22 protein-coding genes, 1 tRNA gene and 1 pseudogene are annotated in these 24,148 nt (G+C 67.5%); 8 read left to right on the top strand and 16 right to left on the bottom strand.

Annotation, left to right across the window (positions count from 1 at the left end; all coding sequences use genetic code 11):
* Positions 1-80: 80 nt before the first annotated feature.
* Together KRX52_RS02015 and recX are read left to right on the top strand one after the other, a co-directional pair.
* Positions 81-638: pseudogene (locus KRX52_RS02015) on the top strand (recombinase RecA family protein); the annotation flags it as partial.
* A gap of 6 nt (positions 639-644) precedes the next feature.
* Positions 645-1,106 carry a recombination regulator RecX gene (gene recX / locus KRX52_RS02010; protein WP_217679467.1) on the top strand — a complete coding sequence of 154 codons (462 nt, stop codon included), beginning with the start codon at positions 645-647 and terminating at the stop codon, positions 1,104-1,106.
* Positions 1,107-1,178: 72 nt separating this feature from the next.
* Here recX and KRX52_RS02005 read toward each other — a convergent pair whose 3' ends face one another.
* Complete coding sequence (locus KRX52_RS02005; protein WP_217679466.1) at positions 1,179-2,267, bottom strand: LOG family protein; 1,089 nt, start codon at positions 2,265-2,267, stop codon at positions 1,179-1,181.
* 28 nt (positions 2,268-2,295) lie between these two features.
* Positions 2,296-3,702, bottom strand: coding sequence for an MBL fold metallo-hydrolase RNA specificity domain-containing protein (locus tag KRX52_RS02000; protein ID WP_217679465.1), 1,407 nt, complete (start codon positions 3,700-3,702; stop codon positions 2,296-2,298).
* Positions 3,703-3,825: 123 nt separating this feature from the next.
* On the opposite strand from KRX52_RS02000, the gene KRX52_RS01995 reads away from it, so the two are divergent.
* Positions 3,826-6,231 carry a phosphoketolase family protein gene (locus tag KRX52_RS01995; RefSeq protein WP_217679464.1) on the top strand — a complete coding sequence of 802 codons (2,406 nt, stop codon included), beginning with the start codon at positions 3,826-3,828 and terminating at the stop codon, positions 6,229-6,231.
* A 64-nt stretch (positions 6,232-6,295) separates the two neighbouring features.
* Here KRX52_RS01995 and KRX52_RS01990 read toward each other — a convergent pair whose 3' ends face one another.
* Positions 6,296-6,697: a quorum-sensing-regulated virulence factor family protein gene (locus KRX52_RS01990; RefSeq protein WP_217679463.1), complete on the bottom strand. Its 402-nt coding sequence runs from the start codon at positions 6,695-6,697 to the stop codon at positions 6,296-6,298.
* Between the two features lie 216 nt (positions 6,698-6,913).
* Here KRX52_RS01990 and KRX52_RS01985 point away from each other — a divergent pair, with 216 nt between their 5' ends.
* From KRX52_RS01985 to KRX52_RS01975, 3 genes are all read left to right on the top strand, one after another.
* Positions 6,914-7,627: a tRNA-uridine aminocarboxypropyltransferase gene (locus KRX52_RS01985; protein ID WP_217679462.1), complete on the top strand. Its 714-nt coding sequence runs from the start codon at positions 6,914-6,916 to the stop codon at positions 7,625-7,627.
* Positions 7,628-7,885: 258 nt separating this feature from the next.
* A complete protein-coding gene (gene erdR, locus KRX52_RS01980; RefSeq protein ID WP_217679461.1) occupies positions 7,886-8,536 on the top strand; it encodes a response regulator transcription factor ErdR in 651 nt (216 codons plus the stop codon).
* A gap of 119 nt (positions 8,537-8,655) precedes the next feature.
* Complete coding sequence (locus tag KRX52_RS01975; RefSeq protein WP_437439680.1) at positions 8,656-9,021, top strand: diacylglycerol kinase; 366 nt, start codon at positions 8,656-8,658, stop codon at positions 9,019-9,021.
* Positions 9,022-9,033: 12 nt separating this feature from the next.
* Here the strand turns inward: KRX52_RS01975 and KRX52_RS01970 are convergent, their stop codons facing one another.
* Positions 9,034-9,960 carry a LysR family transcriptional regulator gene (locus KRX52_RS01970; protein ID WP_217679459.1) on the bottom strand — a complete coding sequence of 309 codons (927 nt, stop codon included), beginning with the start codon at positions 9,958-9,960 and terminating at the stop codon, positions 9,034-9,036.
* A 117-nt stretch (positions 9,961-10,077) separates the two neighbouring features.
* On the opposite strand from KRX52_RS01970, the gene fpr reads away from it, so the two are divergent.
* Positions 10,078-10,854, top strand: a complete 777-nt coding sequence (fpr, locus tag KRX52_RS01965; protein ID WP_217679458.1) for a ferredoxin-NADP reductase — start codon at positions 10,078-10,080, stop codon at positions 10,852-10,854.
* A gap of 79 nt (positions 10,855-10,933) precedes the next feature.
* Here the strand turns inward: fpr and tsaA are convergent, their stop codons facing one another.
* From tsaA to KRX52_RS01920, 9 genes are all read right to left on the bottom strand, one after another.
* Positions 10,934-11,626 carry a tRNA (N6-threonylcarbamoyladenosine(37)-N6)-methyltransferase TrmO gene (gene tsaA / locus KRX52_RS01960; RefSeq protein ID WP_217679457.1) on the bottom strand — a complete coding sequence of 231 codons (693 nt, stop codon included), beginning with the start codon at positions 11,624-11,626 and terminating at the stop codon, positions 10,934-10,936.
* A 94-nt stretch (positions 11,627-11,720) separates the two neighbouring features.
* Positions 11,721-12,929, bottom strand: coding sequence for a tryptophan synthase subunit beta (gene trpB, locus KRX52_RS01955; protein ID WP_217679456.1), 1,209 nt, complete (start codon positions 12,927-12,929; stop codon positions 11,721-11,723).
* 171 nt (positions 12,930-13,100) lie between these two features.
* On the bottom strand, positions 13,101-13,775 hold the full coding sequence (locus KRX52_RS01950) for a ferredoxin--NADP reductase (protein WP_217679455.1): 675 nt from the start codon (positions 13,773-13,775) through the stop codon (positions 13,101-13,103).
* A 67-nt stretch (positions 13,776-13,842) separates the two neighbouring features.
* Entirely contained in the window at positions 13,843-14,559 is a 717-nt protein-coding gene (locus KRX52_RS01945) for a ZIP family metal transporter (RefSeq protein WP_217679454.1), read from the bottom strand.
* A gap of 113 nt (positions 14,560-14,672) precedes the next feature.
* A complete protein-coding gene (gene rimO, locus KRX52_RS01940; protein WP_217679453.1) occupies positions 14,673-15,998 on the bottom strand; it encodes a 30S ribosomal protein S12 methylthiotransferase RimO in 1,326 nt (441 codons plus the stop codon).
* A gap of 147 nt (positions 15,999-16,145) precedes the next feature.
* Positions 16,146-16,691: a cytochrome b gene (locus KRX52_RS01935; protein WP_217679452.1), complete on the bottom strand. Its 546-nt coding sequence runs from the start codon at positions 16,689-16,691 to the stop codon at positions 16,146-16,148.
* Between the two features lie 79 nt (positions 16,692-16,770).
* Complete coding sequence (locus KRX52_RS01930) at positions 16,771-18,036, bottom strand: virulence factor family protein (RefSeq protein ID WP_217679500.1); 1,266 nt, start codon at positions 18,034-18,036, stop codon at positions 16,771-16,773.
* Positions 18,037-18,053: 17 nt separating this feature from the next.
* The gene (gene mprF, locus KRX52_RS01925) at positions 18,054-20,711 is read right to left on the bottom strand and encodes a bifunctional lysylphosphatidylglycerol flippase/synthetase MprF (protein ID WP_217679451.1); all 2,658 of its coding nucleotides are present in this window, start codon (positions 20,709-20,711) and stop codon (positions 18,054-18,056) included.
* A gap of 153 nt (positions 20,712-20,864) precedes the next feature.
* Positions 20,865-20,941 (bottom strand) — tRNA-Met (locus tag KRX52_RS01920).
* A gap of 255 nt (positions 20,942-21,196) precedes the next feature.
* Here KRX52_RS01920 and dinB point away from each other — a divergent pair.
* Positions 21,197-22,246 (top strand): DNA polymerase IV, encoded by a 1,050-nt coding sequence (gene dinB / locus KRX52_RS01915; RefSeq protein ID WP_217679450.1) that lies wholly within the window; start codon positions 21,197-21,199, stop codon positions 22,244-22,246.
* Position 22,247: 1 nt separating this feature from the next.
* Here dinB and KRX52_RS01910 read toward each other — a convergent pair whose 3' ends face one another.
* Genes KRX52_RS01910 through KRX52_RS01900 form a run of 3 tightly spaced genes read right to left on the bottom strand, consistent with a single transcriptional unit; the run spans position 22,248 to position 24,138 of the window.
* A complete protein-coding gene (locus KRX52_RS01910) occupies positions 22,248-22,664 on the bottom strand; it encodes an META domain-containing protein (protein WP_217679449.1) in 417 nt (138 codons plus the stop codon).
* The gene (locus KRX52_RS01905) at positions 22,664-23,101 is read right to left on the bottom strand and encodes a hypothetical protein (protein WP_217679448.1); all 438 of its coding nucleotides are present in this window, start codon (positions 23,099-23,101) and stop codon (positions 22,664-22,666) included. Before KRX52_RS01905 ends, KRX52_RS01910 begins: the two co-directional genes overlap by 1 nt.
* A 47-nt stretch (positions 23,102-23,148) precedes the next feature.
* Positions 23,149-24,138 (bottom strand): 2-hydroxyacid dehydrogenase, encoded by a 990-nt coding sequence (locus tag KRX52_RS01900; RefSeq protein WP_217679447.1) that lies wholly within the window; start codon positions 24,136-24,138, stop codon positions 23,149-23,151.
* Between the last annotated feature and the right edge of the window lie 10 nt (positions 24,139-24,148).

Below are 24,148 nucleotides of genomic sequence, written 5' to 3'. Positions count from 1 at the left end.
AGGCTATGATTAGCATGGGTGTGCAGCGTTTCGGGATGGTAGGCTCCAATCTATCTGAACCCATACCCGTACTGCTTCCCCTTGCGGCACGCCTGATGTCCCAGGCCCTGCGCAAAATCACCGGCAACATCAAGAATGCCAACTGCCTGGTGATTTTCATCAACCAGATCCGCATGAAGATCGGCGTGATGTTCGGCAACCCGGAGACCACTACCGGCGGTAATGCCCTGAAGTTCTATGCCTCGGTGCGCCTGGACATCCGCCGCATCGGCGCGGTCAAGGAAGGCGACGAGGTGGTCGGCAGCGAAACCCGCGTCAAGGTAGTGAAGAACAAGGTGGCCCCGCCGTTCCGCCAGGCAGAGTTCCAGATCCTCTATGGCAAGGGCATCTATCGCAACGGCGAGATCATCGATCTCGGAGTCCAGCAGGGTCTGATCGAGAAGTCCGGCGCCTGGTACAGCTACCAGGGCAGCAAGATCGGCCAGGGCAAGGCCAATGCCGCGCGCTACCTCGAGGACAATGCGGAGGTGCGTCAGACCATCGAGGAGGCTATCCGCGCCCAGCTGCTGGGCTCGCCCGCCAACCTCAAGGCGCTGGCCGCCAGCGAGGAAGATGTCGACGCGGAAATGGACATCTAAACCAGCATGCCGGTCATGCTCGACAGCCCTGTTGCCGTGCGCCGGGCAGCCATGGATCTGCTCGCCAGGCGCGAGCACAGCCGTGCAGAGCTGACGCGCAAACTGCGCCAGCGCGGGGCTGCGGTCGAGCTGATCGACAGTGCTCTCGAGCGACTGAGCGAAGAGGGGCTGCTCAGCGACGAGCGCTTTCTGGAAAGCTTCATTCGCAGTCGGGCTCAGGCCGGCTATGGCCCGCTGCGCATCCGCGACGAACTGAGCCAGCGCGGTCTGCCGCGTGCGATCGTCGAGCGGGCGCTGGCGGATAGCCCGATCGAGTGGGCGGCCAACCTGCGCGAGCTGTGGCGGCGCCGTTTTGCCGCTCTGCCGGTCGATGCTCGGGAGAGGGCGAAGCAGGGCCGCTTTCTGCTGTATCGCGGGTTTGCCCATGAGGCGGTGAGCCGCCTGCTGCGCGGTGGCGACGAGGAATAATCCTGTCTCCGCATGAAAAACGCCCCGGCTCATCGTGAGTACGGGGCGTTTTGCTGTGGAGCGGATACCCGCTCAGACGTGTGGCAGCTCGCGCTGCCAGTTCTCCGGCATGTTGATGAAGTTGATCAGCTCGCGCAGGCGGCCGTGGTCGCGACCGTTGAAGTGGAAGGCCAGGCGGACCAGGTGGCTGAACTCCGGCTCGTCCTGCTCCAGCTCGCTGTACGGTTGCTGGGCAAAGCTGCCCTCCAGGCACAGGTCGGTGAACTCCTCGTGCAGGTAGGCGAGGGCATGGGCGTTGAGCGGCCGGTTCATGCGGATGGCGAACAGCCCCTTGAGCCAGCGGCTGGAGTGGTAGTTGCGGTAGAAGTGTGTGATTTCCACCACCGCCTCTTCGGCCGAGGTGACCAGTTTCAGCAGGTTCATGTCGCTGGGCAGGATGTAGCCGTTTTCCTCCAGCTGCTCGCGGATGAAGTGCAGCGCATCCTTCCAGTAGCGGCCCTCCGGCGCGTCGAGCAGCACCACCGGTACGATCGGACTCTTGCCGGTCTGGATCAGGGTCAGCACTTCCAGCGCCTCGTCCAGGGTGCCGAAGCCGCCGGGGCAGAGCACTAGGGCGTCGGCCTCCTTGACGAAGAACAGCTTGCGCAGGAAGAAGAAGTGGAAGGGCAGCAGGTTGCCCGTGCCGTGCACCACGTCGTTGGCACGCTGTTCGAATGGCAGGGAAATGTTCAGTCCCAGGCTATGCTCGAGGCCCGCGCCTTCGTGAGCGGCGGCCATGATCCCGCCGCCGGCACCGGTCACCGTCATCAGCTCGTGATGGGTCAGCAGGCGGCCCAGATCACGGGCCAGTAGGTAAAGGGGGTGGTCCGCCTGGGTGCGCGCGGAGCCGAACACGGTGACCTTGCGCCGACGCTTGAACTGCTCGAGCATGCTGAACGCGTTCTCCATCTCGCGCAGCGTCTGCATCATGATCTTGGCATCCCAGCGGTTGCGGTCGGCCTCGGCCATCCGTACCACGGTCATCAGCATTTCGCGGTACAGGGCTTGATTGGGGCTTCCGGGTGGCACGCTGATGCTGACGAGTTCGTCGACCTTGAGGCCGACATCGATGCCGCTGGTCTGGAAGTGTCTCGACAGGTAGTCATCCGACTCGTAAGACATGTGAGTACTCCTTGTTGTTATCTGTCGCTCAGAGTGCGATCTGCTCACCCGGTTCCGGAATGTTGGCAGTCCACTGCAGGCGATCATGCAGTGCCTGTTGCAGCACCTTCATTTTTTCCAGCTCCCCATGCACCAAATATAGCTCCGGTCGGTGATCGAAGTGCTTCACCCAGTCGATTAGTTGCGACTGGCCGGCATGGGCAGAGAAGCCTCCCAATGTGTGAACCCGGGCCTTGACGGCAATCCGCTGGCGCAGCACGCGTACGGTCGGCGCGCCATCGACGATGGCACGGCCGAGGGTGCCTTGCGCCTGGAAGCCGGGGAACACGATGTGGCACTCCTTGCGCCACAGGTTGTGCTTGAAGTGGTGGACGATACGCCCGCCGTTGCACATGCCGCTGCCGGCGATGATGATCGCGCCGCTCTGGATGCGGTTGATCGCCATCGAGTCCTCCGCCTTGGGCGTGCAGCGCAGGATCGGCAGCCAGTCTTCGACGCGAGGACCGCCGCCGTTGCTGCGCATCTCGTCGCGGTCCTTGGGGTCGAGCTGTTCGTGGAAGCGATGGTAGATGGCGTTGGCCTGAATCGCCATCGGGCTGTCGAGGAACACCGCCTGCTGCGGAACCCGGCCCTGCTGGTAGAAGCGGCCGAGATGGAAGATCAGGTCCTGGGTGCGGCCGACGGCGAAAGCGGGGATCAGCACGTTGCCGCCGTCGCGATGAGCCTGTTGCAGGATGTCGGCCAGCTCCTCGAGGGTGTCCGCATCGCAGCGGTGGTCGCGGTCGCCGTAGGTCGACTCCATCAACACCACGTCGGCCTCGCTCAGCGGGGTCGGATCGCGCATCAGCGGGGTGCAGGCGTTGCCGAGGTCGCCGGAGAACACCATGCGCCGGGTCAGGCCGTGGTCGTGCACTTCCAGTTCGACGATGGCCGAGCCGAGAATGTGCCCGGCATCATGGAAGGTCACGCTGATGCCGCGCGCCACTTCTACCTTGTTACCGTACCGCACCGGGCGACGCAGCTTGAGCGCCAGTTCGGCATCGGCTTCGGTGTACAGCGGCACCACCGGCTCGCGGCCGAGGCGCGCGCGCCACTTGTTTTCCCACTCGGCGTCATTTTCCTGAATGTGCGCGGAATCCAACAGCATCAGCTGCAGCAGCTCGCAGGTGGCATCCGTCGCATAGATCGGGCCGCGGTAGCCCTGCGCGGCCAGGCGGGGCAACAGGCCGCTATGGTCGATGTGGGCATGGGAGATCACCACGGCATCCAGTTTCAGGGGATCGAAGGGGAAGGCCGCGCTGTTGTGGGCTTCGTCTTCGCGCCCGCCCTGACGCATGCCGCACTCAAGCAGGACGCGTGTGCCGTCACGGGTCTCGATCAGGTAGCAGGAACCGGTGACCTGCTGAATGGCGCCGAAAAAGGTAAGCAGAGCCATGAAAAACTCCTTGTTGCGAATGTCGCGACCACCTGCCGGGCTACGGCAGGGCCTTGATACAAATCAGCGGTGATGCTCCATGTCGTTCTAGACTACCCCCAAGCCTGCCTTGGAGTCATGTTCATGCCCCAGCTTTTGCCCAGTGCCGAAGAACTGCAAGCCCATGCCCTCGCCGAGCCGGCCTTTGCCGAGTGGGCTGCGGGCTGCGGACCGCTGGAGCACCGACCAGCCACCCAGGCTGCGGTGTTCCGTCTGGCGCATCGTTTGGTGCAGGCAGGCCAGCAGCCCGATCTGGGTAGCGTCTATCGCCTGCTGCAGGCGCTCGATCGCCTGACCTGTGCCGGCCTGTGGCTGGTGGCGCACATGACCTACGCCCGCCGCGTGCGTCTCGATGGGACTCCGTTACTGGCCGAGGACTTCAAGGCGCGTCCCGAGGGCCATACCGGTGGCGCGCTGAACATGGTGCCGGCCTATGCCGGCTATCTGGCACTGAACGCCCTGAGTGGGCAGACCCGCGGCTGGACCATGGGCCAAGGCCATTGCGTGGCCGCCATCGAGGCGCTCAACGTGCTGCTCGGCAATCTGCACCCGGAGCAGGCCGCCCGCTACGGCGGCGACGAGGCCGGGCTGAGCCGGCTGGTGGCCGATTTCTACAGCTATGCGCAGGCCCCCGACGGCCTGCCCGGCGTGCCGCTGGGCAGCCACGTCAACCCGCATACCGCGGGCGGCATCGCCGAGGGTGGCTATCTCGGCTTTGCCGAACTGCAGTACGCCCACCAGCCGCTGCCGGGCGAAACCCTGGTGGCATTCCTCTCCGACGGCGCCGCGGAGGAGCAGCGCGGCAGCGACTGGATGCCGCGCTGGTGGCGAGCGGAGGATTGCGGCGTGGCCCTGCCGGTGATGATCGCCAACGGCCGGCGCATCGAGCAGCGCACCGAGCTGGGCACCGCCGAGGGGCTGGCCGGTTTTGCCGAGCATCTGCGTCGCTGCGGCTTCGATCCGCTGCACTTCGACGGCCGCGACCCGGCGGCCTTCGTCTGTACCCTGCACGAGATGGAGCAGCACCTGGCGCACCGGCTCGCCGAGCTGGCGCGTGGCATCCTGCAGTACCCGCTGCCCATTCCCTATGCCATCGCCGAAACCGTGAAGGGCTTCGGTTTCTACGGCGCCGGAGAGAACGCGGCGCACAACCTGCCGCTGCCGGGCAATCCGCACCTCGATGCCGAGGCGCGCCGCTTGTTCAACGCAAGCGCCGCCGCGCTTTGGGTGGCGCCGGACCAGTTGCAGCAGGCACTGGATCGCTTCGCCGCCCTGCGCGGTGGGCGCCCCCTCGAGCGGGATCATGCGCTGGCCGTGCGTCACCCCGCGCTGCCGCGAATGCCCGAGTTGCACTTCCACGGCCAGGCTTGCTCGCCGATGAGTGCCATCGACCGCTTCTTTGTCGACCTGGTGGCGGCCAACCCGCAGCTGCGTCCGCGCGTCGGCAACCCCGACGAGCTGGCCAGCAACCGTCTGGGCGGCGTATTGCAGGCGCTCAAGCACCGGGTGTGTACCCCGGAGAATGATAGCGAGGCGCTGGATGGCGCGATCATTACCGCGCTCAACGAGGAAGCGGTGGTGTCCGCCTGCCTGGCCAACCAGGGCGGACTCAACCTGCTGGCCAGCTACGAGGCATTCTGCGTGAAGATGCTCGGCGCCGTGCGCCAGACGCTGATCTTCTCCCGCCAGCAGCAGGAGGTCGGGCGTCCCGCCGGCTGGCTCGGCTGGCCGCTGGTGGCCACCTCGCACACCTGGGAAAACGGCAAGAACCAGCACTCGCATCAGGACCCCAGCTTCTGCGAGGCGCTGCTCGGCGAGATGAGCGACGGCATCCGCGTCCTGTTCCCCGCCGATCACAACAGCACCCTGGCGCTGCTGCCGCAGATCTACCAGAGTCGTGGCCGGCTGGCCTGCCTGGTGGTGCCCAAGCGTGAGCGACCTGCCGTGTTCGACGCCGAGCAGGCCCGCCAGCTGGCTGACGATGGCGCCATCCTGGTGGCGGAGCGGGACGGCAAGGAGCCGCTGCTGCTGATTGCCAACGGCAGCTACCAACTGACGGAAATGCTGCGGGCGGCCAGGCGTCTGGAGGCGGCCGCCTGTGCCTACCGGCTGATCTACCTGCAGGAACCGGGACGCTTCCGCGCCCCGCGCGACCTACTGGAGCAGCAGGCCAGCGCCGACGAGGCCCTGCGCGAGCGGCTGTTCCCGGCCGCCCTGCGCCGTCGCGTGCTGCTCACCCACATGCGCCCGGAAGTGGCGCGCGGCCACCTGTGGCCAATCCTGCCGGATGCCGGCCAGTGTGTCGCGCTGGGCTACCGCAATCGCGGGGGCACCCTTGACGAGGCCGGCATGCTGTTCGCCAACCGCGCCTGCTGGGGCAATGTGGTGGCCGCCTGTGCACGGCTGCTGGACGTGCCGCGCACCGCCTTGCTGACCGCCGAGGAGGCGGCGGCGCTGGCCGGAAAGGGCGATTCGGCGATCCTGCGTTGAGGTGCCGAACGCAACGACCCGCCGCTGCAGGGCAGGGGCGGGGCGTTGTCGCCTATGGGGATGTCTACTTGAGGCCGCAGTCGCTGGACTGGAAGCGCTCCGTGGCTACCGGGCGATTGCTCTTGTGCTCGCTGAAGGTGTAGCTCAGCACGGCGCCCTTGCTGAGCAATTGGCGGTAGCCCGGATTGCGACAGACACTGGCGCGCAACTGCTGGCGTACCGCGTCCGGGTTGCCGCGCATCTCGGCGGCATGACTGGCGCGCACGCTGAGGTGATTGATCAGCTGGTTGCCTTCGACGGTGTAGCCCTGATCGAGGATGTCTGCGTTGATTGCCCGCGGGGTGCCGACGCTGCTTTGCCGGGCGACGTCCTCGAGCAGTTTGTTCAGTTCGAAGTCTTGCAGTGAAGCGGCCTGGGTGGCACTCGCCGCCATCAGGCCGGCGAGCAGGACATAGATACGGCGCATGGAAAGTCTCCTGAAAAACCTGCCTGTTCGACCCCAGCCAGCGCGGCAGGTTCGCATGGCCGCCATCATACGCGCCTGCACTGGTTCGCGAGCAGGGCTCTGCTAGACTGCCGCGCCTTCGACCAGGCCGACCGGCCAATCCCGTGGAGTTCGCATGCTTCGATCCTCTGTCGCGCCCCGCTCGCTGCTGCTTCCCTCCGAACCGGGGGGCGGTCGATGAGCAACAGTGTCGCCCGCCTGCGTGGGGAGCGTCTCGCCCGCAGCACCAAGCCCTTTGTCACCCGAGGCTCGCGCATGCCGCGTTGCCCGCAGTGCCGCCTAGAGCAGAGCTACTGCATGTGTGCCTGGCGGCCGCAGGTGCCGGCGCGCGCTGGGGTGTGCCTGCTGATGCACGACATTGAGGCGCTCAAGCCGAGCAATACTGGCTGGTTGATCGCCGATGTGGTCGCCGACAACAGTGCCTTCGGCTGGTCGCGCGTCGAGGTGGACGAGCGCCTGCTGGCGCTGCTCGACGATCCGCAGTGGCAGCCCTACATCATCTTTCCTGCCGAATACGCCGCGCCCGAGCGCGTGGTGCAGACGGTCGCGCCGGCGCCCGGCAAGCGTCCGCTGTTCATCCTGCTGGATGCCACCTGGACCGAGGCGCGCAAGATGTTCCGCAAGAGCCCCTACCTGGACCGCTTTCCGGTGCTCAGCCTGACGCCCGAGCAGCACTCGCGCTACCGCCTGCGCCGCTCGACGCGCGGCGAGCACCTGTGCACCGCCGAGGTGGCGGCGCTGTGCCTGGAGCTGGCCGGCGACAGTCGCGCGGCCGAGGCGCTGGATGCCTACCTCGACGTGTTCAGCGAGCGCTACCTCGGCTTCAAGCGCAGCCTGCCGCTGGACGAGCAGAGTGCGGCGCACCAGCGCCTGCGTCCCTTCGTGGCCTGAGGCGGGGCGGCGTCGGCATCCTCCAGACGCTGACCGAACGTCTGGCTCGCGGGCACTGCCAGTGCCTGCCGGGCTGCTCGGAAAGAAAGGCGAAAACCATTCACAAAAGGTAGAATTCGGGAACTTGCACGGCAGGGACTTGTCGCCCAGCCAAAGCCCTACGGCTTTTCCGGGTACTTTTCTTGACCGGGGGGGAGCTGCTCGGCATCCTGTGCGCCGCTCGAGCCCCGCCCGTTCAGAACAACAACAGGATTTATCATGGCCGCCTACGAAATACTGATTGCCGACGACCACCCGTTGTTCCGCAGCGCCCTGCAGCAGGCGTTGAGCATGGGGCTGGGGGACGAGGCGCATCTGGTGGAAGTGGCCAGCATCGCCGAGCTGGAAGCGCGGCTGAATGACAAGCGCGACTGGGATCTGGTCCTGCTCGACCTGAACATGCCGGGGGCCTACGGCTTCTCCGGCCTGGTGCTGCTACGTGGCCAATATCCGCAGATCCCAGTGGTGATGGTCTCCGCCCAGGAAGAGGCCGCCGTGGTGCAGCGTTCGCGCGAATTCGGTGCCAGTGGCTTCATCCCCAAGTCCAGCCCGCTGGAAACCATTCAGCAGGCCGTGCGCGCGGTGCTCGATGGCGATGCCTGGTGGCCGCCGCAGCTGGAAGAAGCCGCAGCCCTGTCCGAGGAGGCGCGTGCCGCCAGTGAGGGGCTGGCCAGCCTGACGCCGCAGCAGTTCCGTGTGCTGACCATGGTCTGCGAAGGCCTGCTGAACAAGCAGATCGCCTACGAGCTGAGCGTTTCCGAGGCCACGGTCAAGGCCCACGTCACGGCCATCTTCCGCAAGCTCGGGGTGCGCACCCGCACCCAGGCCGCCCTGCTGCTGCAGCAGATGGAGTCCATGCCGGCCGCCTGAGCGGACAGGGTCCCGGGGGTGCCGGCGCTGCCGGCAGCGTCTGTCGGCCTGGTTTGACGTTTTTTTCAGGCCGTCTCTGCCAGACTGGCCCGCTTTCAGCTTCCGGACGCTTGCACATGCTGTCGCCATTCAAGGGCCAGACCGGCCTCAAACGCATCCTCAACGCCGCCGGCTATTCCTGGGACGGCCTGCGTGCCGCCTTCGGCGGGGAAGCGGCGTTCCGTCAGTTGGTGTTGATCAATGCGCTACTGGTACCGCTGGCCTTCTTCCTCGACGTCAGCCGCGGCGAGCGCGCCATTCTGGTGGCGGTGTGCCTGCTGGCGCTGATAGTCGAACTGCTCAACTCGGCGGTGGAAGCCGCCATCGACCGCATCTCCCTCGAGCGCCATCCGTTGTCGAAGAACGCCAAGGACATGGGCAGCGCCGCCCAGCTGGTGGCGCTGTCGATGATCGGCCTGGTGTGGGGGATCGTGCTGCTCGGCTGAGGCGGTCGGCGCTCAGGGAATTTCCTGCAGGTGAATCTGGTCGCTGCGCAGCGCCCCGGCGGTGAAGCTGCGGCACAGCTCGACGAATTCGCGCATGGCGCTGCTCTGATACTTCTGCTTGTGCCAGATGAAGCTGAACTGGCGCCGCAGGTCCAGCTCCGGGGTTTCCACCGCGACCAGGCTGCCGCGGCGGAAGGCATCGCGCAGGGCCAGGCGCGAGATGCAGCCGATGCCCAGACCCGACTCCACGGCGCGCTTTATCGCTTCGGTATGCTCCAGCTCAAGGCGGATGTTCAGCGGGGTGGGATGATGGCGCATGCCCTGATCGAAGGTCAGGCGCGTGCCCGAGCCCTGCTCGCGGAGGATCCAGGCTTCCTGCACCAACTCGTCGAGACTGGCCGAGCCGCGTTTGGCCAGCGGGTGCTGCGGTGCGCAGAACACCACCAGCTCGTCCTCCAGCCACGGTTGCACCTCGATATCCGGGTGCTGGCAGTCGCCCTCGATCAGGCCGAGGTCGAGGCCGTGCTGGGCGACGCCCTGCACCACGTGACTGGTGTTCTGCACGTGCAGGCGCACCCGGCACTCCGGATGGGCCTGCATGAAGCGGCCGATCAGCAGGGTGGCCAGGTAGTTGCCGATGGTCAGGGTGGCGCCCAGCTGCAGCGAGCCGAAGCCACTCTTGCCCTGCAGCAGTTGCTCGATCTCCTCGGCGCGGTCGAGCAGGGCGACTGCCTTGGGCAGCAGCTGGCTGCCCAGGGCGCTGAGGGCCAGGCGCTTGCCGATGCGGTCGAACAGCGGGCTGTCGTAGTGGCGCTCCAGTTCGGCCAGCGAGGTGCTGGCGGCCGACTGCGACAGGGCCAGCGATTCGGCCGCGCGCGACACGCTTTCCAGGCGGGCCACGGCGACGAAAACCTGCAGCTGTCTAAGGGTGAATCGCATATCTATATAACCGATTAACTATATATTGATTATCCATTTAGCAAATATCTTGCGCTGCCATATAATGTAGCGCAACAGAGCCAGCCGGCTATTTATGCTTCAGCAAGGAGTCAGACCATGAGCAACCTGGTGAGCGAGCGCGTGATCAGCGTGCATCACTGGAACGATACCCTGTTCAGCTTCAAGACCACCCGCAATCAGGGACTGCGCTTCGAAAACGGCCAGTTCGTGATGATCGGTCTGGAAGTGAACGGTCGTCCGCTCATGCGAGCCTACAGCATCGCCAGCCCCAACTACGAAGAGCATCTCGAGTTCTTCAGCATCAAGGTACCGGATGGTCCGCTGACCTCGCGCCTGCAGCACCTGCAGCCGGGCGACGAGCTGATGGTCAGCCGCAAGCCCACCGGCACGCTGATTCTCGGCGATCTGTTGCCGGGCAAGCACCTGTATCTGCTGAGCACCGGCACCGGCCTGGCGCCGTTCATGAGCGTGATCCAGGACCCCGAGACCTACGAGCGCTTCGACAAGGTGATCCTGGTCCACGGCGTGCGCTGGGTCAGCGAGCTGGCCTATGCCGACTTCATCACCAACGAGCTGCCGAACAACGAGTTCTTCGGCGAGGCGGTCCGCGAGAAGCTGATCTACTATCCGTTGGTGACCCGCGAGCCGTTCCGCAACCAGGGGCGTCAGACCGACCTGATGCGCAGCGGCAAGCTGTTCAGCGACATCGGCCTGCCGCCGTTCAACCCGCTGGACGACCGCGCGATGCTCTGCGGCAGCCCAAGCATGCTCAAGGAAACCAGCGAAGTGCTGGACAGTTTCGGCCTCAATGTCTCCCCGCGTATGGGCGAGCCGGGCGACTACCTGATCGAGCGCGCCTTCGTCGAGAAGTAAGCGTCTGCGCCTGACCACGAACGCCCTGCCTGTGCGGGGCGTTCGCGTTTCTGCGACCTCGAGCGGGCGCCAGGTCGGATCAGGCCGCCACTACCTCCAGCACGCGGATCTGCCCCGGTTCAGGGTAGTGCCAGCGTACCTGCACGTCCCAGAACAATACCCCGTAGCGCCGTTCCGGCGTCGGCACCTGATAGGCCGGACGCGGGTCCTGGGCCAGGCACTGTTCGATCAGCTCGACCACCGGTTCGGCCAGGCGCAGCGCGTGCGCGCGGGCCTGCTGCAGCGCCGTGTCGCTCCATTCGACCGGGATGGCCGGCGGCGGCGCGTCGGCGATGGCGTTGCGCGCCTCGGCCACGATGTCTGCATACGGTACGTAGGGCTTGATGTCCAGCACCGGCGTGCCATCCAGCAGGTCGATGCCGGACAGGTGCAAACGGCCGGGCTCGACCCGCTCCAGCTTCACCACCGACTGGCCGATGCCGTTGGGTCGGTGGGTGGCGCGGGTGGCGAACACCCCCAGCGCACGGTTGCCGCCCAGGCGCGGTGGGCGCACCTTGAGGCGCGGCTTGTCCTCCAGTGCCTGGTGGAACAGGAACAGCAGCCAGACATGGCTGACCTGCTCCAGCCCGGCGACCGCGGAGCCCTCGTCGAACGGCGGCAGCAGCTCCAGCACGCCGCGCGCCGCCGGTGCCAGCTGTGGCTGGCGCGGGATGGCGAACTTCTCCTTGAAGCAGGAGCGCAGGATGCCGACGGGGCTGACGCTGTAGGACATGGCGGGCGACCGGTGAGAGGGCGGGGGAGGGGATGATACGCGCCGGGCAGCAGGAGAGCACCCCGCGTCTCGGGAGACACGGGGGTACGAGCGGTTACAGGCCGAGCAGCTTGGCCACGTAGTCGGCGTCCTTGTCGCCACGGCCGGACAGGTTGACCAGGATGTGCTGATCCTTCGGCAGCGTCGGCGCCACGCGCATGGCCCAGGCCACTGCGTGGGCGCTTTCCAGGGCGGGGATGATGCCCTCGACGCGCGATAGGGTCATGAAGGCATCCAGGCACTCCTGGTCGCTGGCCGTTTCATAGTTCACCCGGCCGATGTCCTTCAGGTAGCTGTGCTGCGGGCCGACGCCGGGATAGTCGAGGCCCGAGGCGATCGAGTGCACCGCTGCCGGGTGACCCTCGGCGTCCTCCAGCACGTAGCAGGCCATGCCGTGCAGCTCGCCCGGCTTGCCCTTGGACAGGGTGGCCGAGTGGCGGCCGGGCTTGTCGAGGCCCTCGCCGGCCGGCTCGACGCCAACCAGGTTGACCGCCGCGTCGTCGAGGAAGGCGGTGAACATGCCCATGGCGTTGGAGCCGCCGCCGACGCAGGCGGTGACGTGGTCGGGCAGGCGGCCGTGCTTGCTGAGGAACTGCGCGCGCGCCTCGTTGCCGATGATCGACTGGAAATCGCGGACCATCTTCGGGAACGGGTGCGGGCCGACTACCGAGCCGATGGCGTAGATGAAGTTGTGCGGATCCTTGAGATATTCCTCGAAGGCGCTGTCCACCGCCTCCTTGAGGGTCGCCGCGCCGCGGGTCACCGGCACCAGTTTGCAGCCGAGGATCTTCATCTTGGTGACGTTGGGGTGTTCCTTCTCGATGTCCACCTGGCCCATGTGGATCTCGCAGGGGATGCCCACCAGTGCGCAGGCAGTGGCCAGCGCCACGCCATGCTGGCCGGCGCCGGTCTCGGCGATCACCTTGGTCTTGCCCATGAACTTGGCCAGCAGCGCCTCGCCCAGGCAGTGGTTGATCTTGTGCGCGCCGGTATGGTTGAGATCCTCGCGCTTGAGATGGATCTGCGCACCGCCGAGCTTTTCGCTCAGGCGACGGGCATGGAAGATCGGGCTCGGGCGGCCGACGTAGTCGGCGAACAGGGCGGCCAGTTCCTGCTGGAAGTCCTCGCGCTGGCGGATTTCCTCGTAGGCGGCGTCGATCTCGTCCATCACCTGCTTGAGCTCCGGCGGCACCAGTTGGCCGCCGTAGGGGCCGAAGTAGCCGCGGGCATCGGGCATGGGGGCAAAACGGGAGGAGGCGCTCATGCGATTGGTTCTCGTGCGGATGGGGCGCACCCCAGGGGGCGCGACAGGGCGAAGGCCGCTCGCGCAGGCGAGTGGCTGGAAAGTCCTGACGATATTAGCGAAGTGGCGCTATCGGCGGGAACCACGCCGGGCGCAGTCCGGCGCGGTAGTCTGCGCAGCCGGTGACAGGGGTCAATAGTTGCGTTCGTCGTAACCCGGGAACCAGTCCTGCCTGAGGCTGACGCCGCGCTGCTTGAGGGCGTTGCCGACGCTTTCCACCATCGGCTCGGGGCCGGACAGGTAGACCGGCACCGTAGCGGCCAGCGGCTCCTCGTCGAGGATGCGCTCGGCACTCACCAGCTCGCCGACCAGGTAGCGCACGTCCAGCTCCGGATGCTGGTTCGCCAGTTGCTGCAGCTCGTCGCGAAAGGCGATCTGCGTGTCGCGGCTGAAGTACAGCAGGATGGCGTTGAGCGGTTTGCCGCGGGCATGGCGCTCCAGCAGCATGCTGCGAAACGGCGTGATGCCGATGCCGCCGGCGACCAGCACCACCGGGGTGGCGGATTCCTCCTCCCAGGTGAAGTCGCCGCCCAGGTCGCGCACCGTGATGCTGTCGCCCGGGTGCAGGCGGTCGAGGGCCTGCTTGAAGGCGCTGGGCGTGATGCGGGTGGAAACCTGGACCACCCCTTCGCTGGGTGCCGAGGCGAGGGTGAACCAGCGCAGATTGTCCGCCTCGCCGGTGCCGGCCTGCTCCAGGATGAAGGCCTGGTTCTGCCCGGCGACCCAGTTGAGGCCGCCGGTTTCGAAGATGAAGCTCTTGATGTTGCCGGCCTCGTTGCGCGTCGAAAGCAGCTTGAGCTGTTGCATGGTGGACCCTCCAGTTGCTCCCAGCATAGCAGTCGCCTGCCGCGCTGCCGGGAGCGCGGCCTGGCGCTCAGGCACCGGTGAGCATCTGGCCGAGCATGCCGAGCAGAAAGCCGGCCACCGCGCCCAGCGATGGTGCCCAGTGGCGTTGCAGCGGGATCTGCGGGGCAATGTCCTGAAACACCGAGTAGAGGATGCCGCCGGAGGCGAACAACATGATCACGCCGACCACTTGCGGATAGGGCGCCAACCACAGGTAGCCGCAGAAGCCGGCCAGCGGACCGAGCAGGGCGATCAGGGTGAACAGGCCGACGATGCGGCCGCTGCCGAAGCGTCGGCCGCGGCGCATCTCACGGTAGGCGTTGAAGCCTTCCGGCAGATTCTGCAACGCCATCAGGCTGGCCAGCAGCAGCCCGCCGGAGCTGCCGAGGGCCACTGCCGCGCCGAGGGCGAGGGTTTCCGGAATGTAATCAAGCAGCATGTCTACCGCCTGGCTGGCGGCGGTGCGATGTGCCGCGAGGAAGCGGTCGACCAGCATGAAGGCTGTGCCGCCGCCGCCGAAGCTCAGGGCGATGAGCCAGGTAGGTAGTTCGCGCATGCCTTCGGGCACCAGCACCAGAGCCACGGCGGCGAGCAGGGCGCCGGCGCCGAAGGCCAGCACGCTATGGCGCAGTTCGGTTTCCAGCCAGTGAGGGTGGATATGCTCGCGGATGGCGAGCAGCGCGCCGGCCGGCATGGCTAGGCCCGGCAGCAAGGTGAGGGCAAGAATTTGCAGCCAGGGATTCATGGGCGCCTCGATCCATAGGACGAGGCTCCATTACAGCGCATTTGCCGGGACTGGCCCAGAGACGACGAACCCGGCACGGGGCCGGGTTCGTCTGGACAGCGCAGCGGGTCGCGTCAGATGACTTCGGCCCACAGGTCGTACTCGTCGGCGTCGGTGACGCGCACGCGCACCTTGTCGCCGGGCTTCAGCGGCTGCTCGCTGTCGACATAGACGTTGCCGTCGATCTCCGGGGCGTCGGCGGCGGAGCGGCCGATGGCACCCTCTTCGTCGACCTCGTCGATCAGTACCTCGAGCTCCTTGCCGATCTTCAGCTGCAGGCGCGCGGCGCTGATTGCCTGCTGGTGGGCCATGAAGCGCTCCCAGCGCTCCTGCTTGACCTCGTCCGGCACCGCTTCCAGGCCGAGTTCTTCAGCCGGTGCGCCTTCGACCGGCGAGTACTGGAAGCAGCCGACGCGATCGAGCTGCGCTTCGGTCAGCCAGTCGAGCAGGTACTGGAAGTCCTCCTCGGTCTCGCCGGGGAAGCCGACGATGAAGGTCGAACGGATGGTCAGTTCCGGGCAGATCTCGCGCCACTTCTTGATCCGCGCCAGGGTCTGGTCCTCGAAGGCCGGGCGCTTCATCGCCTTGAGCACCTTCGGGCTGGCGTGCTGGAAGGGGATGTCCAGGTACGGCAGGATCTTGCCGGCGGCCATCAGCGGGATCACGTCGTCGACGTTGGGGTAGGGGTAGACGTAGTGCAGGCGCACCCAGGCGCCCAGCTTGCTCAGCTCCTCGCACAGCTCGAGCATGCGCGTCTTCACCGGCTGGCCGTTCCAGAAGTCCAGCTTGTACTTGAGGTCGACGCCGTAGGCGCTGGTGTCCTGGCTGATCACCAGCAGCTCCTTGACCCCGGCCTTGACCAGGCGCTCGGCCTCGCTGAGCACCTCGCCGACCGGGCGACTGACCAGCTTGCCGCGCATCGACGGGATGATGCAGAAGCTGCAGCTGTGGTTGCAGCCCTCGGAAATCTTCAGGTAGGCGTAGTGGCGCGGGGTCAGCTTGATGCCCTGCGGCGGCACCAGGTCGACGAACGGGTCGTGGTCGACCTTCGGCGGCACCACCTCGTGCACCGCGTTGACCACCTGCTCGTACTGCTGCGGGCCGGTGACCGCCAGCACGCTAGGGTGCACGTTGCGGATGCTGTCCTCGGACACGCCCATGCAGCCGGTGACGATCACCTTGCCGTTCTCGGCCAGCGCCTCGCCGATGGCGTCCAGCGACTCGGCCTTGGCGCTGTCGATGAAGCCGCAGGTGTTGACCACCACCACGTCGGCATCCTCATAGGAGGGGACGATCTGGTAGCCCTCCATGCGCAGCTGGGTGAGGATGCGTTCGGAGTCGACGGTCGCCTTCGGACAACCGAGGGAAACGAAACCGACTTTGGGCGTGGCGGTGGACATGCAGGCTAACCTCGAAGGGCGCCGGGTTGGCGCCTTGATCAAAAAGTGCGCAATTCTAGCGATGCCGGCCGTGCTTGACCAGTGCCGCGCCGGCAAACAAAAGCCCCGCGCGCGGAGCGGGCGGGGCTGGCGAGCGGCAGGCGAGGTTCAGTCTTGGCCCGGCAGCATGCGCGAGAGGGTGTTGTCGCGGATCACGTAATGGTGCAGCAGGCCGGCGGCCGCATGCAGGCCGATCAGCCAGTACCCCGCCACACCACCGAACTCGTGCAGGCCTTCGAGGCTTTCCGCCAGGCCATGATCTTTCTGCACCAGCATCGGCAGCTCGAGACCGAAGAACGGTGCCGGCTTGCCTTCGGCATTGAGGATCAGCCAGCCGAGCAGCGGCATGCCGATCATCAGTACGTACAGGGCCAGGTGCATCAGGTGGGACAGACCGGTCTGCCAGGACGGCGGTGCCGGCTGGATCGCCGGGGCCTTGCCGACCAGGCGGCCGAGCAGGCGCAGCCAGACCAGGGCGAAAATGGCCAGGCCGAGCATGAAGTGCCAGTGTTTGAGTCCTTCACGGATGTCGCTGCCGCGGACGAAGTTGCCCTTGAGTTCGATGCAGGCGTAGACCGCGGCGATCAGCAGCAGCATCAGCCAGTGCAGGGCGATGGACAGGCTGCTGTAGCGGAGGGAGGGGGTTCCGGTCATGACTGCTCCTTAATGTTGCATGCGACGGTTTTCAGCACTCTAAACTAGACGGACAAGCTTAAGGGAACCTGAAAGCCGCTCAGGGCGTGCTGGCTGCCTGCTGGCGCTGGTGGATCGCTTCGACGAGGCGGCGGGCCAGGGCCGGGTAGTCCTGGTCGAAATGGTGGCCGCCCGGCAGTTCGAGATGCTCGCCGACAGCCTCAGGCTGGGTGCAGCCGCTTTCCGCGGCCTCGTCGCGGCCGTAGACGCACAGCACCTTGGCCGCCGGCACCTTGACCAGTTCGGGGCCGGTGGCCTGCTCCTGGCCGGCCTTGCCGAGCCAGCCCTGCACCTCGATCTCGAAGCTGCCGCTGCGTGCCAGGGCGATCAGCAGCAGGGCGTCCACCGCCTCGCGGTCGGCTGCCGGCAGGCGGTTGTAGGTGGCGGGGAGGATATCGGCGCCGAACGAGTAGCCTGCCAGCACGAAGCGTTTGGCACCCCACCTGGTGCGGTAGGTCTGCATCAGCCGGCTGAGGTCTGCGGCGCACTGCTCCGGGCTCTTGTGCTGCCAGAAGTAGCGCAGGGCGTCGATGCCGACCACCGGCTGACCCTGGCTGGCCATCTCGTCGGCGACGGCGCGATCGAGGTCGCGCCAGCCGCCGTCGCCGGAGTAGAACAGGGTGACCGTGTCGGCCGGTTGCCTGGCTGGCACCTCGATGACCGGCATGTTCTCGCCGGCGCCGAGCAGCAGATCCTGCAGCTGCTCGCGCAGCAGCTGCGGCAGGCTGGTGGTGTAGTCACCGATCAGGGTGTCGGCGTTGCTCTGGCCGCGCACGAACGCTGCGCTGGCATTGTCCGGATAGTCGCTCCAGGCGCTGCGCCAGCGGCCGTGCACGGCCTGTTCCGGTAGTGGCGCGGTGCAGTCAGGATGCTCGAGGCTGAAGTCGACCGACAGCGCGCGCGCCTGGTCGTTGTCCTGGCTGGCCAGCCAGCGCCAGGCGCGGGCTGCCCCCGGGCCGATGCCGGCGACCACGGTTGGTGCGCCGCCCAGGGCGGCGCTGGCCGCGGTGATGCGCGCCTGCTGGGCGGTGCAGTCCTCGGCCGGCAGTTCGAGCTGCACCAGCCGCGCGTTGCCGTTCTGTGCCAGGGAAAGCAGGTCGGCCGGTGCCAGCTGCTGGTCGCTCGGCACCAGCAGCAGAACCCGCGCGCTGGACGTGCCGGGCGGGATGGCCAGGGTCAGAGGGCGGCCGTCGGCCTGGCTGCGCTGCTCCAGCTGCGGATGGCTGGCCGGGCGGCTCCACAGCAGCAGGGCAGCACCGAGCAGCAGGAGTAGGCTGCCCAGCAGGATGAGGCGGCGGTTGGGCATCGGCATCGGGACTCCTCTCAACGCTTGATCAGGCCGGCGAAGCCACCGGCGATCAGGGCTGCGGTATCGGCCAGCGCCACCACCGGGTCAAGCCCGGAGGGTACTGCCATGTAGCGTGGCTCCCACTCCGGCTGGAACTTCTCCTTGAAGCGGCGCAGCCCCTGGAAGTTGTAGAACTGTTCGCCGCTGTTGAACACCAGGGCGCCGATGCGCTGCATCAGCGGCGCGCCGCGGCGCGGCTGCAGGCCGGACAGCGGTACCATGCCCAGGCTGAAGCACTCGTAGCCGAGCTGCTTGAAGTGCAGCAGCAGATTGAGGAACAGGAATTCCATGGTCAGCTTGGGCGCGTGGGGATGTGCGCGCATCAGGTCGAGGCTGCCGACCCGGCGCTCGTCGGTTTCCAGCAGGTTGGCGAAGGCCACCGGCCGGCCCTGGGCGTGGATCACCGCGATGCGGAAATGCTTGAGGTAGTCAGGGTCGAAGCGGCCCAGGGAGAATCCCTTCTCGCGGCCCTGCTTGCCCTGCAGCCAGGCATCGGAGATCGCCCGCAATTGCTCGAGGGGGGCCGCGCCGCGCTCGTAGACCTGCAGGCTGAGGCCATCGCGCTGGCCGCGGCTCAGGGTGTAACGCAGATCCTTCATGGCCTTGTTCTTGTCTTCCAGGTTGAAGCGGGCGAGATCGACGCGCGCCTCTTCCCCCAGCTTCAGGGCGCTCAGGCCGATGTCCATGTAGTTGGCCAGGTTTTCGGCGCGCACCTGATAGAACACCGGGCGGGCCCGGTGCAGGTCGCAGAGGTCGCGGAACTGCCAGATCAGCTCGGCGCGGCGCTGGGCCGGGCCGATCGGGTCGAACAGCGCCACCAGGCTGCGGCCGTAGCGGGCGAACATCAGGAAGGCATCGCCCTCGGGATGGAACAGCACGCCCTTGTCGCCGGTCAGCACCAGGCCGCCGTCCGGCTGGTGGGAGGCGCGGACGATCTCCGCGGCGCGCAGCAATTCCTCTTCGCTCGGCTGGTCGACGATCGGCCGCGCCGGGTGCAGCAACCAGGTCAGGGCCAATCCGGCCAGCAGCAAGCTGCTGCCCAGGGTGGCACGCAGGGCGCGTGGGGCATTGGCGTCGAGGGCGAACTGCCACCACAGCTCGTGCTGGTAGGGCACGTCCTGATAGGCGAACAGCATCAGCCAGACCGAGGCGACCAGCACGCAGGTGCTGACCCCCAGGGTGACCGGCGAGAAGGGCATGTCCAGCAGGCGGCTGGGGCGATAGAAGGAAGGACGGAACAGGCCGAGAAACAGCGCGGTGACGCCGAGCAGGCTGGCCTCTTCCCAGTCGACGCCCTTGAGCAGCGAGAGCGTGGCACCGCCGACCAGCAGCACCATCGTCAGTGCCCAGGCCGCCGACAGTCGCCGGCGCAGGCCCTGGGCCAGAATCAGGCACAGCACGCCGACCAGGCTGGCGGCGAAGTGCGAGGCCTCGATCAGCGGCGGCGGCGCCAGGAAGTGCAACAGCGCCAGGCGCTCGTCGATCGCCGGTGTGGCGCCGGAAAACAGCAGGACCATCCCGGAGAGGAACACCAGCAGGGCCAGGATCGGTGCCGCGAGCCCGGAGGCACTGTTCAGCGCCTGGCGGCCGGCGGGAAGAAACTGGCGGGCCTCCATGACCAGTAGGGTCAGGCAGGCCGCCACCAGGGGCAGGCCGATGTAGATCAGCCGGTAGAGCAGCAGGGCGGCGGCCAGTGGGGCGGCATCGAGCTGGCCGGCGAAGGCCGCCAGCATCACCGCCTCGAAGACGCCGACGCCGCCCGGCACATGGCTCAGCACGCCGGCGGCCAGCGCCAGCAGGTAGACCAGCAGGAAGGCGCCCAGTGGCGGGGCGGCGGGCAGCATCAGGTAGAGCACGCTGGCCGCCGCGCAGACATCGACCAGGGTGAACAGCAACTGCAGCGCGGAAAGGCGCAGGGTCGGCAGGCGCACGCTGCCTTTGAACAGGCGGATCTCCACGCTGCCCGGCGTCGGTGCCCCCGGCAGGCGGCGGCTGGCCAGCCAGGCCAGTGCGCCTGCGGTGAGCAGCAGGACCGCGATGGCCAGCATCTGAATCATCGACGCGGGCAGGCGCAGGGCCAGTGCGGCAGCGGGTGGGTCGCTGAGGGCCGCGAGGGCCGCCAGCACGGGCAGGGCGCAGCCCAGCGCGAGGCTGGTGAACAGGGTGATGCGGGCGATGTCGGCGGTGCTGACGTTGTCTCTGCTGTACAGGCGGTAGCGAACCGAGCCGCCGGTCAGCAGGGACAGGCCGATGGCGTTGGCGATTCCGAAGGCGCAGAAGTTGCCGAGCACCATGCGCGGTAGGGGCAAGCTCACGCCGGCGAAGCGGCACGCAGACCACTCGTAGCCGGCGAGACCGGCGAAGCCCACCAGGGTGGCGATGACCCCGGTCAGCAGGTGGCTGCTGGGGATGTCGTGGATGGCTGCGAGCAAGGCGTCGCGATCGAGCTGCTGCAGCAGATGCCAGCAGGCGATCAAGCCGAGGACGAACAGCAGCAGGGTGAACAACAGACCGAGGGTGTGCCGGTAGGCGCCGAGACGCTCTGGCCAGCGCAGGGTTGCCGGGGTGTCCGGCGGCAGGGCGCTTTCTGGGGCGGGAGACGCGTTGCTGGCGAGCGTAGGGTTCGCGCGCATCTTGCACCTCTAAACACGGAAGTCTTGGAGGATTGCCGCCGCCGACGCTGTCCCAGACCTCGCGGATGGCGTTGGAGCTGGGGCAGGCCGTTGTTGCCGAGTTAATGCCGACCAAACGAAAAAGGCCATTCCGAAGAATGGCCTTTTCAAATTTGGTTGCGGGGGCAGGATTTGAACCTACGACCTTCGGGTTATGAGCCCGACGAGCTACCAGACTGCTCCACCCCGCGTCTGTGGGCGCCATTCTATGCGAAAGCGCCGGGCTGTCAAGCGCGGAGTCGAAAAAAACCTCAAGTGGATCAGGAGGTTAGTGTCGCATCCGCGGGGGCTGGAGTCCTGCAGGGCACGGCAAGCGTGGGCTGCAGCGCAATGGCGGCCCCTGGTCGGGCCGGCGAGCGGGGCCGCTCCGCCATCGGCAGCGCCGGGTAGGAGTACACTGCGCCTCTGTCGTTTATTTTCCGGAGCCTGCCGCCTGGCGGTGTGTCGTGCGCAAGATCATCCATATCGACTGCGACTGCTTCTTCGCCGCCATCGAGATGCGCGACGACCCGCGGCTGGCCGGACGGCCCATGGCCGTGGGCGGTGCGCCGGATCGGCGCGGCGTGATCGCCACCTGCAACTACGAGGCGCGCGCCTTCGGGGTGCGCTCGGCCTTGTCCTCGCGCCAGGCGCTGGCGCTGTGCCCGCAGCTGCTGATCGTGCGCCCGCGTTTCGAGGCGTATCGCGAGGCTTCGCTGCAGATCCGCAGCATCCTGCAGGACTACAGCGAGCTGATCGAGCCGCTGTCGCTGGACGAAGCCTATCTGGACGTGTCCGACTCGGCGCACTTTGCCGGCAGCGCCACGCGCATCGCCCAGGACATCCGCCGGCGGGTGCGCGAGCAGCTGGAGATCACGGTGTCGGCCGGGGTGGCGCCGAACAAGTTCCTTGCCAAGGTGGCCAGTGACTGGCACAAGCCGGATGGCCTGTGCGTGATCACTCCGGCCGAGGTGGACGAGTTCGTCGCCGTGTTGCCGGTGGCGCGCCTGCACGGGGTGGGCAAGGTCACCGCCGAGCGCCTGGCGCGCCTCGGCATCCAGCGCTGTGGCGACCTGCGCGAGTGGGAGCGGCTGGCGCTGGTGCGCGAGTTCGGCAGTTTTGGCGAGCGGCTGTGGCAGCTGGCGCGCGGCATCGACGAGCGGCCGGTGCAGGTCGACCGGCGCCGCCAGTCGGTCAGCGTCGAACACACCTTCGATCGCGACCTGCCGGACCTGGCCGCCTGCACGGCCGAACTGCCGGCGTTGCTGGAACAGCTGGAACGCCGCCTGGCGCGGCTGGACAGCGGCTACCGGGTGGGCAAGCCGCTGGTCAAGCTGAAGTTCCACGACTTCACCCAGACCACCCTCGAACAGGCAGGGGTCAGCCGCGATGCGGACAGCTACCGGCGCCTGCTGGCGGCCGCCTTCGCCCGCGGTGGCAAGCCGGTGCGCCTGATCGGCGTCGGCGTGCGCCTGCTCGACCTGCGCGAGGGCGGCGAACAGCTCGAGCTGTTCTAGCTCAGCCCTGTTCCGGCTGCAGGCGGATCGGCTTGCCCTGTTCCGGCCACAGGCGCAGTTGCTCCAGCGGCGACAGATCCCAGCGGCGCACATGCTCGAGCGCCTGGAAGAAGCGCGCTTCCTGTTCCATCAGCGCCGGCGCGCAGGCCTTGCGCGTGCTGCCGATCTGGCTGAAACGCAGGATCTCGCCTTCCACGCCGTAGCCGGCGAACCAGTGGTTGCAGCCGCCGGTACCGTAGGCGCGGTCGTCGGCGCCGAAGGTGATGGTCAGGTGGCTGCCCTCGAGCAGCGGGCGCTCGTCGATCCACTCGACGCGGTAGGTGCGCTCCTGCTCCAGGGCCGGCGGCGTGGCGGCACAGCCGGCCAGCGCCAGGGCGAGGATGGCCGGGCGGGTGACCCGGGCGGTACGGTGCAACATCAGGCCTCCTTGGCGATGCAACGCGGGCAGAGATGGTGGCCGGCCTGGTGGCGCCAGCCCAGTTCGCTGATGCGCGCTTCGGCGGCCGGCGTGCGGGCGGCGGCGCCGAGCTTGGCGTCGACGGCAAACTCGAAGTCCAGGTGCGCGCCGCAGGCGTTGCAGTCGACCCCCCACTGCAGAATGCTCAGCTCGTTGAACACCGGCCCCTTGGCGACCGCCAGCCACTGGCCGGGCGGGTTGATCAGGTGGCGGACCTTCTCCACGACCAGGCGCATGGACAGGTCGCGGCTGCCCTTGAGGGTGACCAGCAGGCCGTCGCCGGCCTGGATCGAGCCGCCGTTGCCGGTGACCTGGTAGCGGCCGGGCGCCAGCGCACGGCATTCGGTGAGGGTGTGCTGCGGGTTGAGCAGGTTGTAGCGGAAATCGTGTTCAGTCATGGAGCCTCCGGGCAGGGTGCCCATGCTAGCACGCTGCCCGTGACGCTTCAGGGATGGACGCGGTTGGCAGCGCCCCCGGCCTGCCAGGCGGCGATGTTGTCCAGGGTGGTGGTGGCGATCGCGGCCAGCGCCTCGCGGGTGAGGAAGGCCTGGTGCGCGGTGACGATCACGTTGGGGAAGGTGAGCAGGCGCGCCAGCACGTCGTCCTGCAGCGGCAGGTCGGAGCGATCCTCGAAGAACAGGTTGGCTTCCTCCTCGTAGACATCCAGGCCGAGGTAGCCGAGCTGGCCGCTCTTCAGCGCGTCGATCAGCGCCGGGGTGTCGACCAGCGCGCCACGGCCGGTGTTGATCAGCATGGCGCCGGGCTTCATCCGCACCAGGCTGGCAGCGTCGATCAGGTGGCGGGTGGTGGCGGTCAGCGGGCAGTGCAGGCTGAGGATGTCGCTCTGCGCCAGCAATTCGTCGAGCGCCACGTAGCGCGCGCCGAGGGCTTCGAGGGCGCTGTCGGGGTGGGGATCGTGGAGCAGTACGCGGCAGCCGAAGCCGAGCATGATGCGGGCGAACACCGCGCCGATCTGCCCGGTGCCGACCACGCCGACACGCTTGCCGTGCAGGTCGAAGCCGGTCAGCCCGTGCAGGGAGAAGTCGCCCTCGCGGGTGCGGTTGAAGGCGCGGTGCAGGCGGCGGTTCAGCGCCAGCACCAGGGCCACGGCATGCTCGGCCACCGCGTGCGGCGAGTAGGCCGGCACGCGCACCACCGGCAGGCCGAGGGCCGCCGCGGCAGCCAGGTCGACGTGGTTGTAGCCGGCCGAGCGCAGGGCGAGCAGCCGGGTGCCGCCGGCGTGCAGGCGCTCGAGCACCGGCGCGGACAGGTCGTCGTTGACGAAGGCGCAGACCACTGCGCTGCCCGCGGCGAGGGCGGCCGTGTCGGCATCCAGGCGCGCGTCGAGAAAGTGCAGGTCATGGGCGTGGGGCCGGTTGGCCGTGGCGAAGCTGTCGCGGTCGTAGGGCTTGCTGCTGAACAGGGTGATGCGCATGGACATCCTC

The organism is Geopseudomonas aromaticivorans, assembly GCF_019097855.1.
Taxonomy (GTDB): domain Bacteria; phylum Pseudomonadota; class Gammaproteobacteria; order Pseudomonadales; family Pseudomonadaceae; genus Geopseudomonas; species Geopseudomonas aromaticivorans.
Note: the sequence above shows the minus strand (reverse complement) of the source record. Positions and strands in the feature narration are given on the sequence as shown.

What these genes read in the sequence shown, in the direction of transcription:
- tsaA (WP_217679457.1), bottom strand. Translation starts at nt 11,626, where the DNA reads ATGTCCTACAGCGTCAGCCCCGTCGGCATCCTGCGCTCCTGCTTCAAG.
- KRX52_RS01935 (WP_217679452.1), bottom strand. Translation starts at nt 16,691, where the DNA reads ATGACCGGAACCCCCTCCCTCCGCTACAGCAGCCTGTCCATCGCCCTG.
- KRX52_RS01930 (WP_217679500.1), bottom strand. Translation starts at nt 18,036, where the DNA reads ATGCCCAACCGCCGCCTCATCCTGCTGGGCAGCCTACTCCTGCTGCTC.
- rimO (WP_217679453.1), bottom strand. Translation starts at nt 15,998, where the DNA reads ATGTCCACCGCCACGCCCAAAGTCGGTTTCGTTTCCCTCGGTTGTCCG.
- KRX52_RS01985 (WP_217679462.1), top strand. Translation starts at nt 6,914, where the DNA reads ATGAGCAACAGTGTCGCCCGCCTGCGTGGGGAGCGTCTCGCCCGCAGC.
- KRX52_RS02000 (WP_217679465.1), bottom strand. Translation starts at nt 3,702, where the DNA reads ATGGCTCTGCTTACCTTTTTCGGCGCCATTCAGCAGGTCACCGGTTCC.
- KRX52_RS02005 (WP_217679466.1), bottom strand. Translation starts at nt 2,267, where the DNA reads ATGTCTTACGAGTCGGATGACTACCTGTCGAGACACTTCCAGACCAGC.
- KRX52_RS01970 (WP_217679459.1), bottom strand. Translation starts at nt 9,960, where the DNA reads ATGCGATTCACCCTTAGACAGCTGCAGGTTTTCGTCGCCGTGGCCCGC.
- KRX52_RS01945 (WP_217679454.1), bottom strand. Translation starts at nt 14,559, where the DNA reads ATGAATCCCTGGCTGCAAATTCTTGCCCTCACCTTGCTGCCGGGCCTA.
- fpr (WP_217679458.1), top strand. Translation starts at nt 10,078, where the DNA reads ATGAGCAACCTGGTGAGCGAGCGCGTGATCAGCGTGCATCACTGGAAC.
- KRX52_RS01910 (WP_217679449.1), bottom strand. Translation starts at nt 22,664, where the DNA reads ATGTTGCACCGTACCGCCCGGGTCACCCGCCCGGCCATCCTCGCCCTG.
- KRX52_RS01995 (WP_217679464.1), top strand. Translation starts at nt 3,826, where the DNA reads ATGCCCCAGCTTTTGCCCAGTGCCGAAGAACTGCAAGCCCATGCCCTC.
- KRX52_RS01900 (WP_217679447.1), bottom strand. Translation starts at nt 24,138, where the DNA reads ATGCGCATCACCCTGTTCAGCAGCAAGCCCTACGACCGCGACAGCTTC.
- trpB (WP_217679456.1), bottom strand. Translation starts at nt 12,929, where the DNA reads ATGAGCGCCTCCTCCCGTTTTGCCCCCATGCCCGATGCCCGCGGCTAC.
- KRX52_RS01990 (WP_217679463.1), bottom strand. Translation starts at nt 6,697, where the DNA reads ATGCGCCGTATCTATGTCCTGCTCGCCGGCCTGATGGCGGCGAGTGCC.
- KRX52_RS01905 (WP_217679448.1), bottom strand. Translation starts at nt 23,101, where the DNA reads ATGACTGAACACGATTTCCGCTACAACCTGCTCAACCCGCAGCACACC.
- recX (WP_217679467.1), top strand. Translation starts at nt 645, where the DNA reads ATGCCGGTCATGCTCGACAGCCCTGTTGCCGTGCGCCGGGCAGCCATG.
- erdR (WP_217679461.1), top strand. Translation starts at nt 7,886, where the DNA reads ATGGCCGCCTACGAAATACTGATTGCCGACGACCACCCGTTGTTCCGC.
- mprF (WP_217679451.1), bottom strand. Translation starts at nt 20,711, where the DNA reads ATGCGCGCGAACCCTACGCTCGCCAGCAACGCGTCTCCCGCCCCAGAA.
- KRX52_RS01950 (WP_217679455.1), bottom strand. Translation starts at nt 13,775, where the DNA reads ATGCAACAGCTCAAGCTGCTTTCGACGCGCAACGAGGCCGGCAACATC.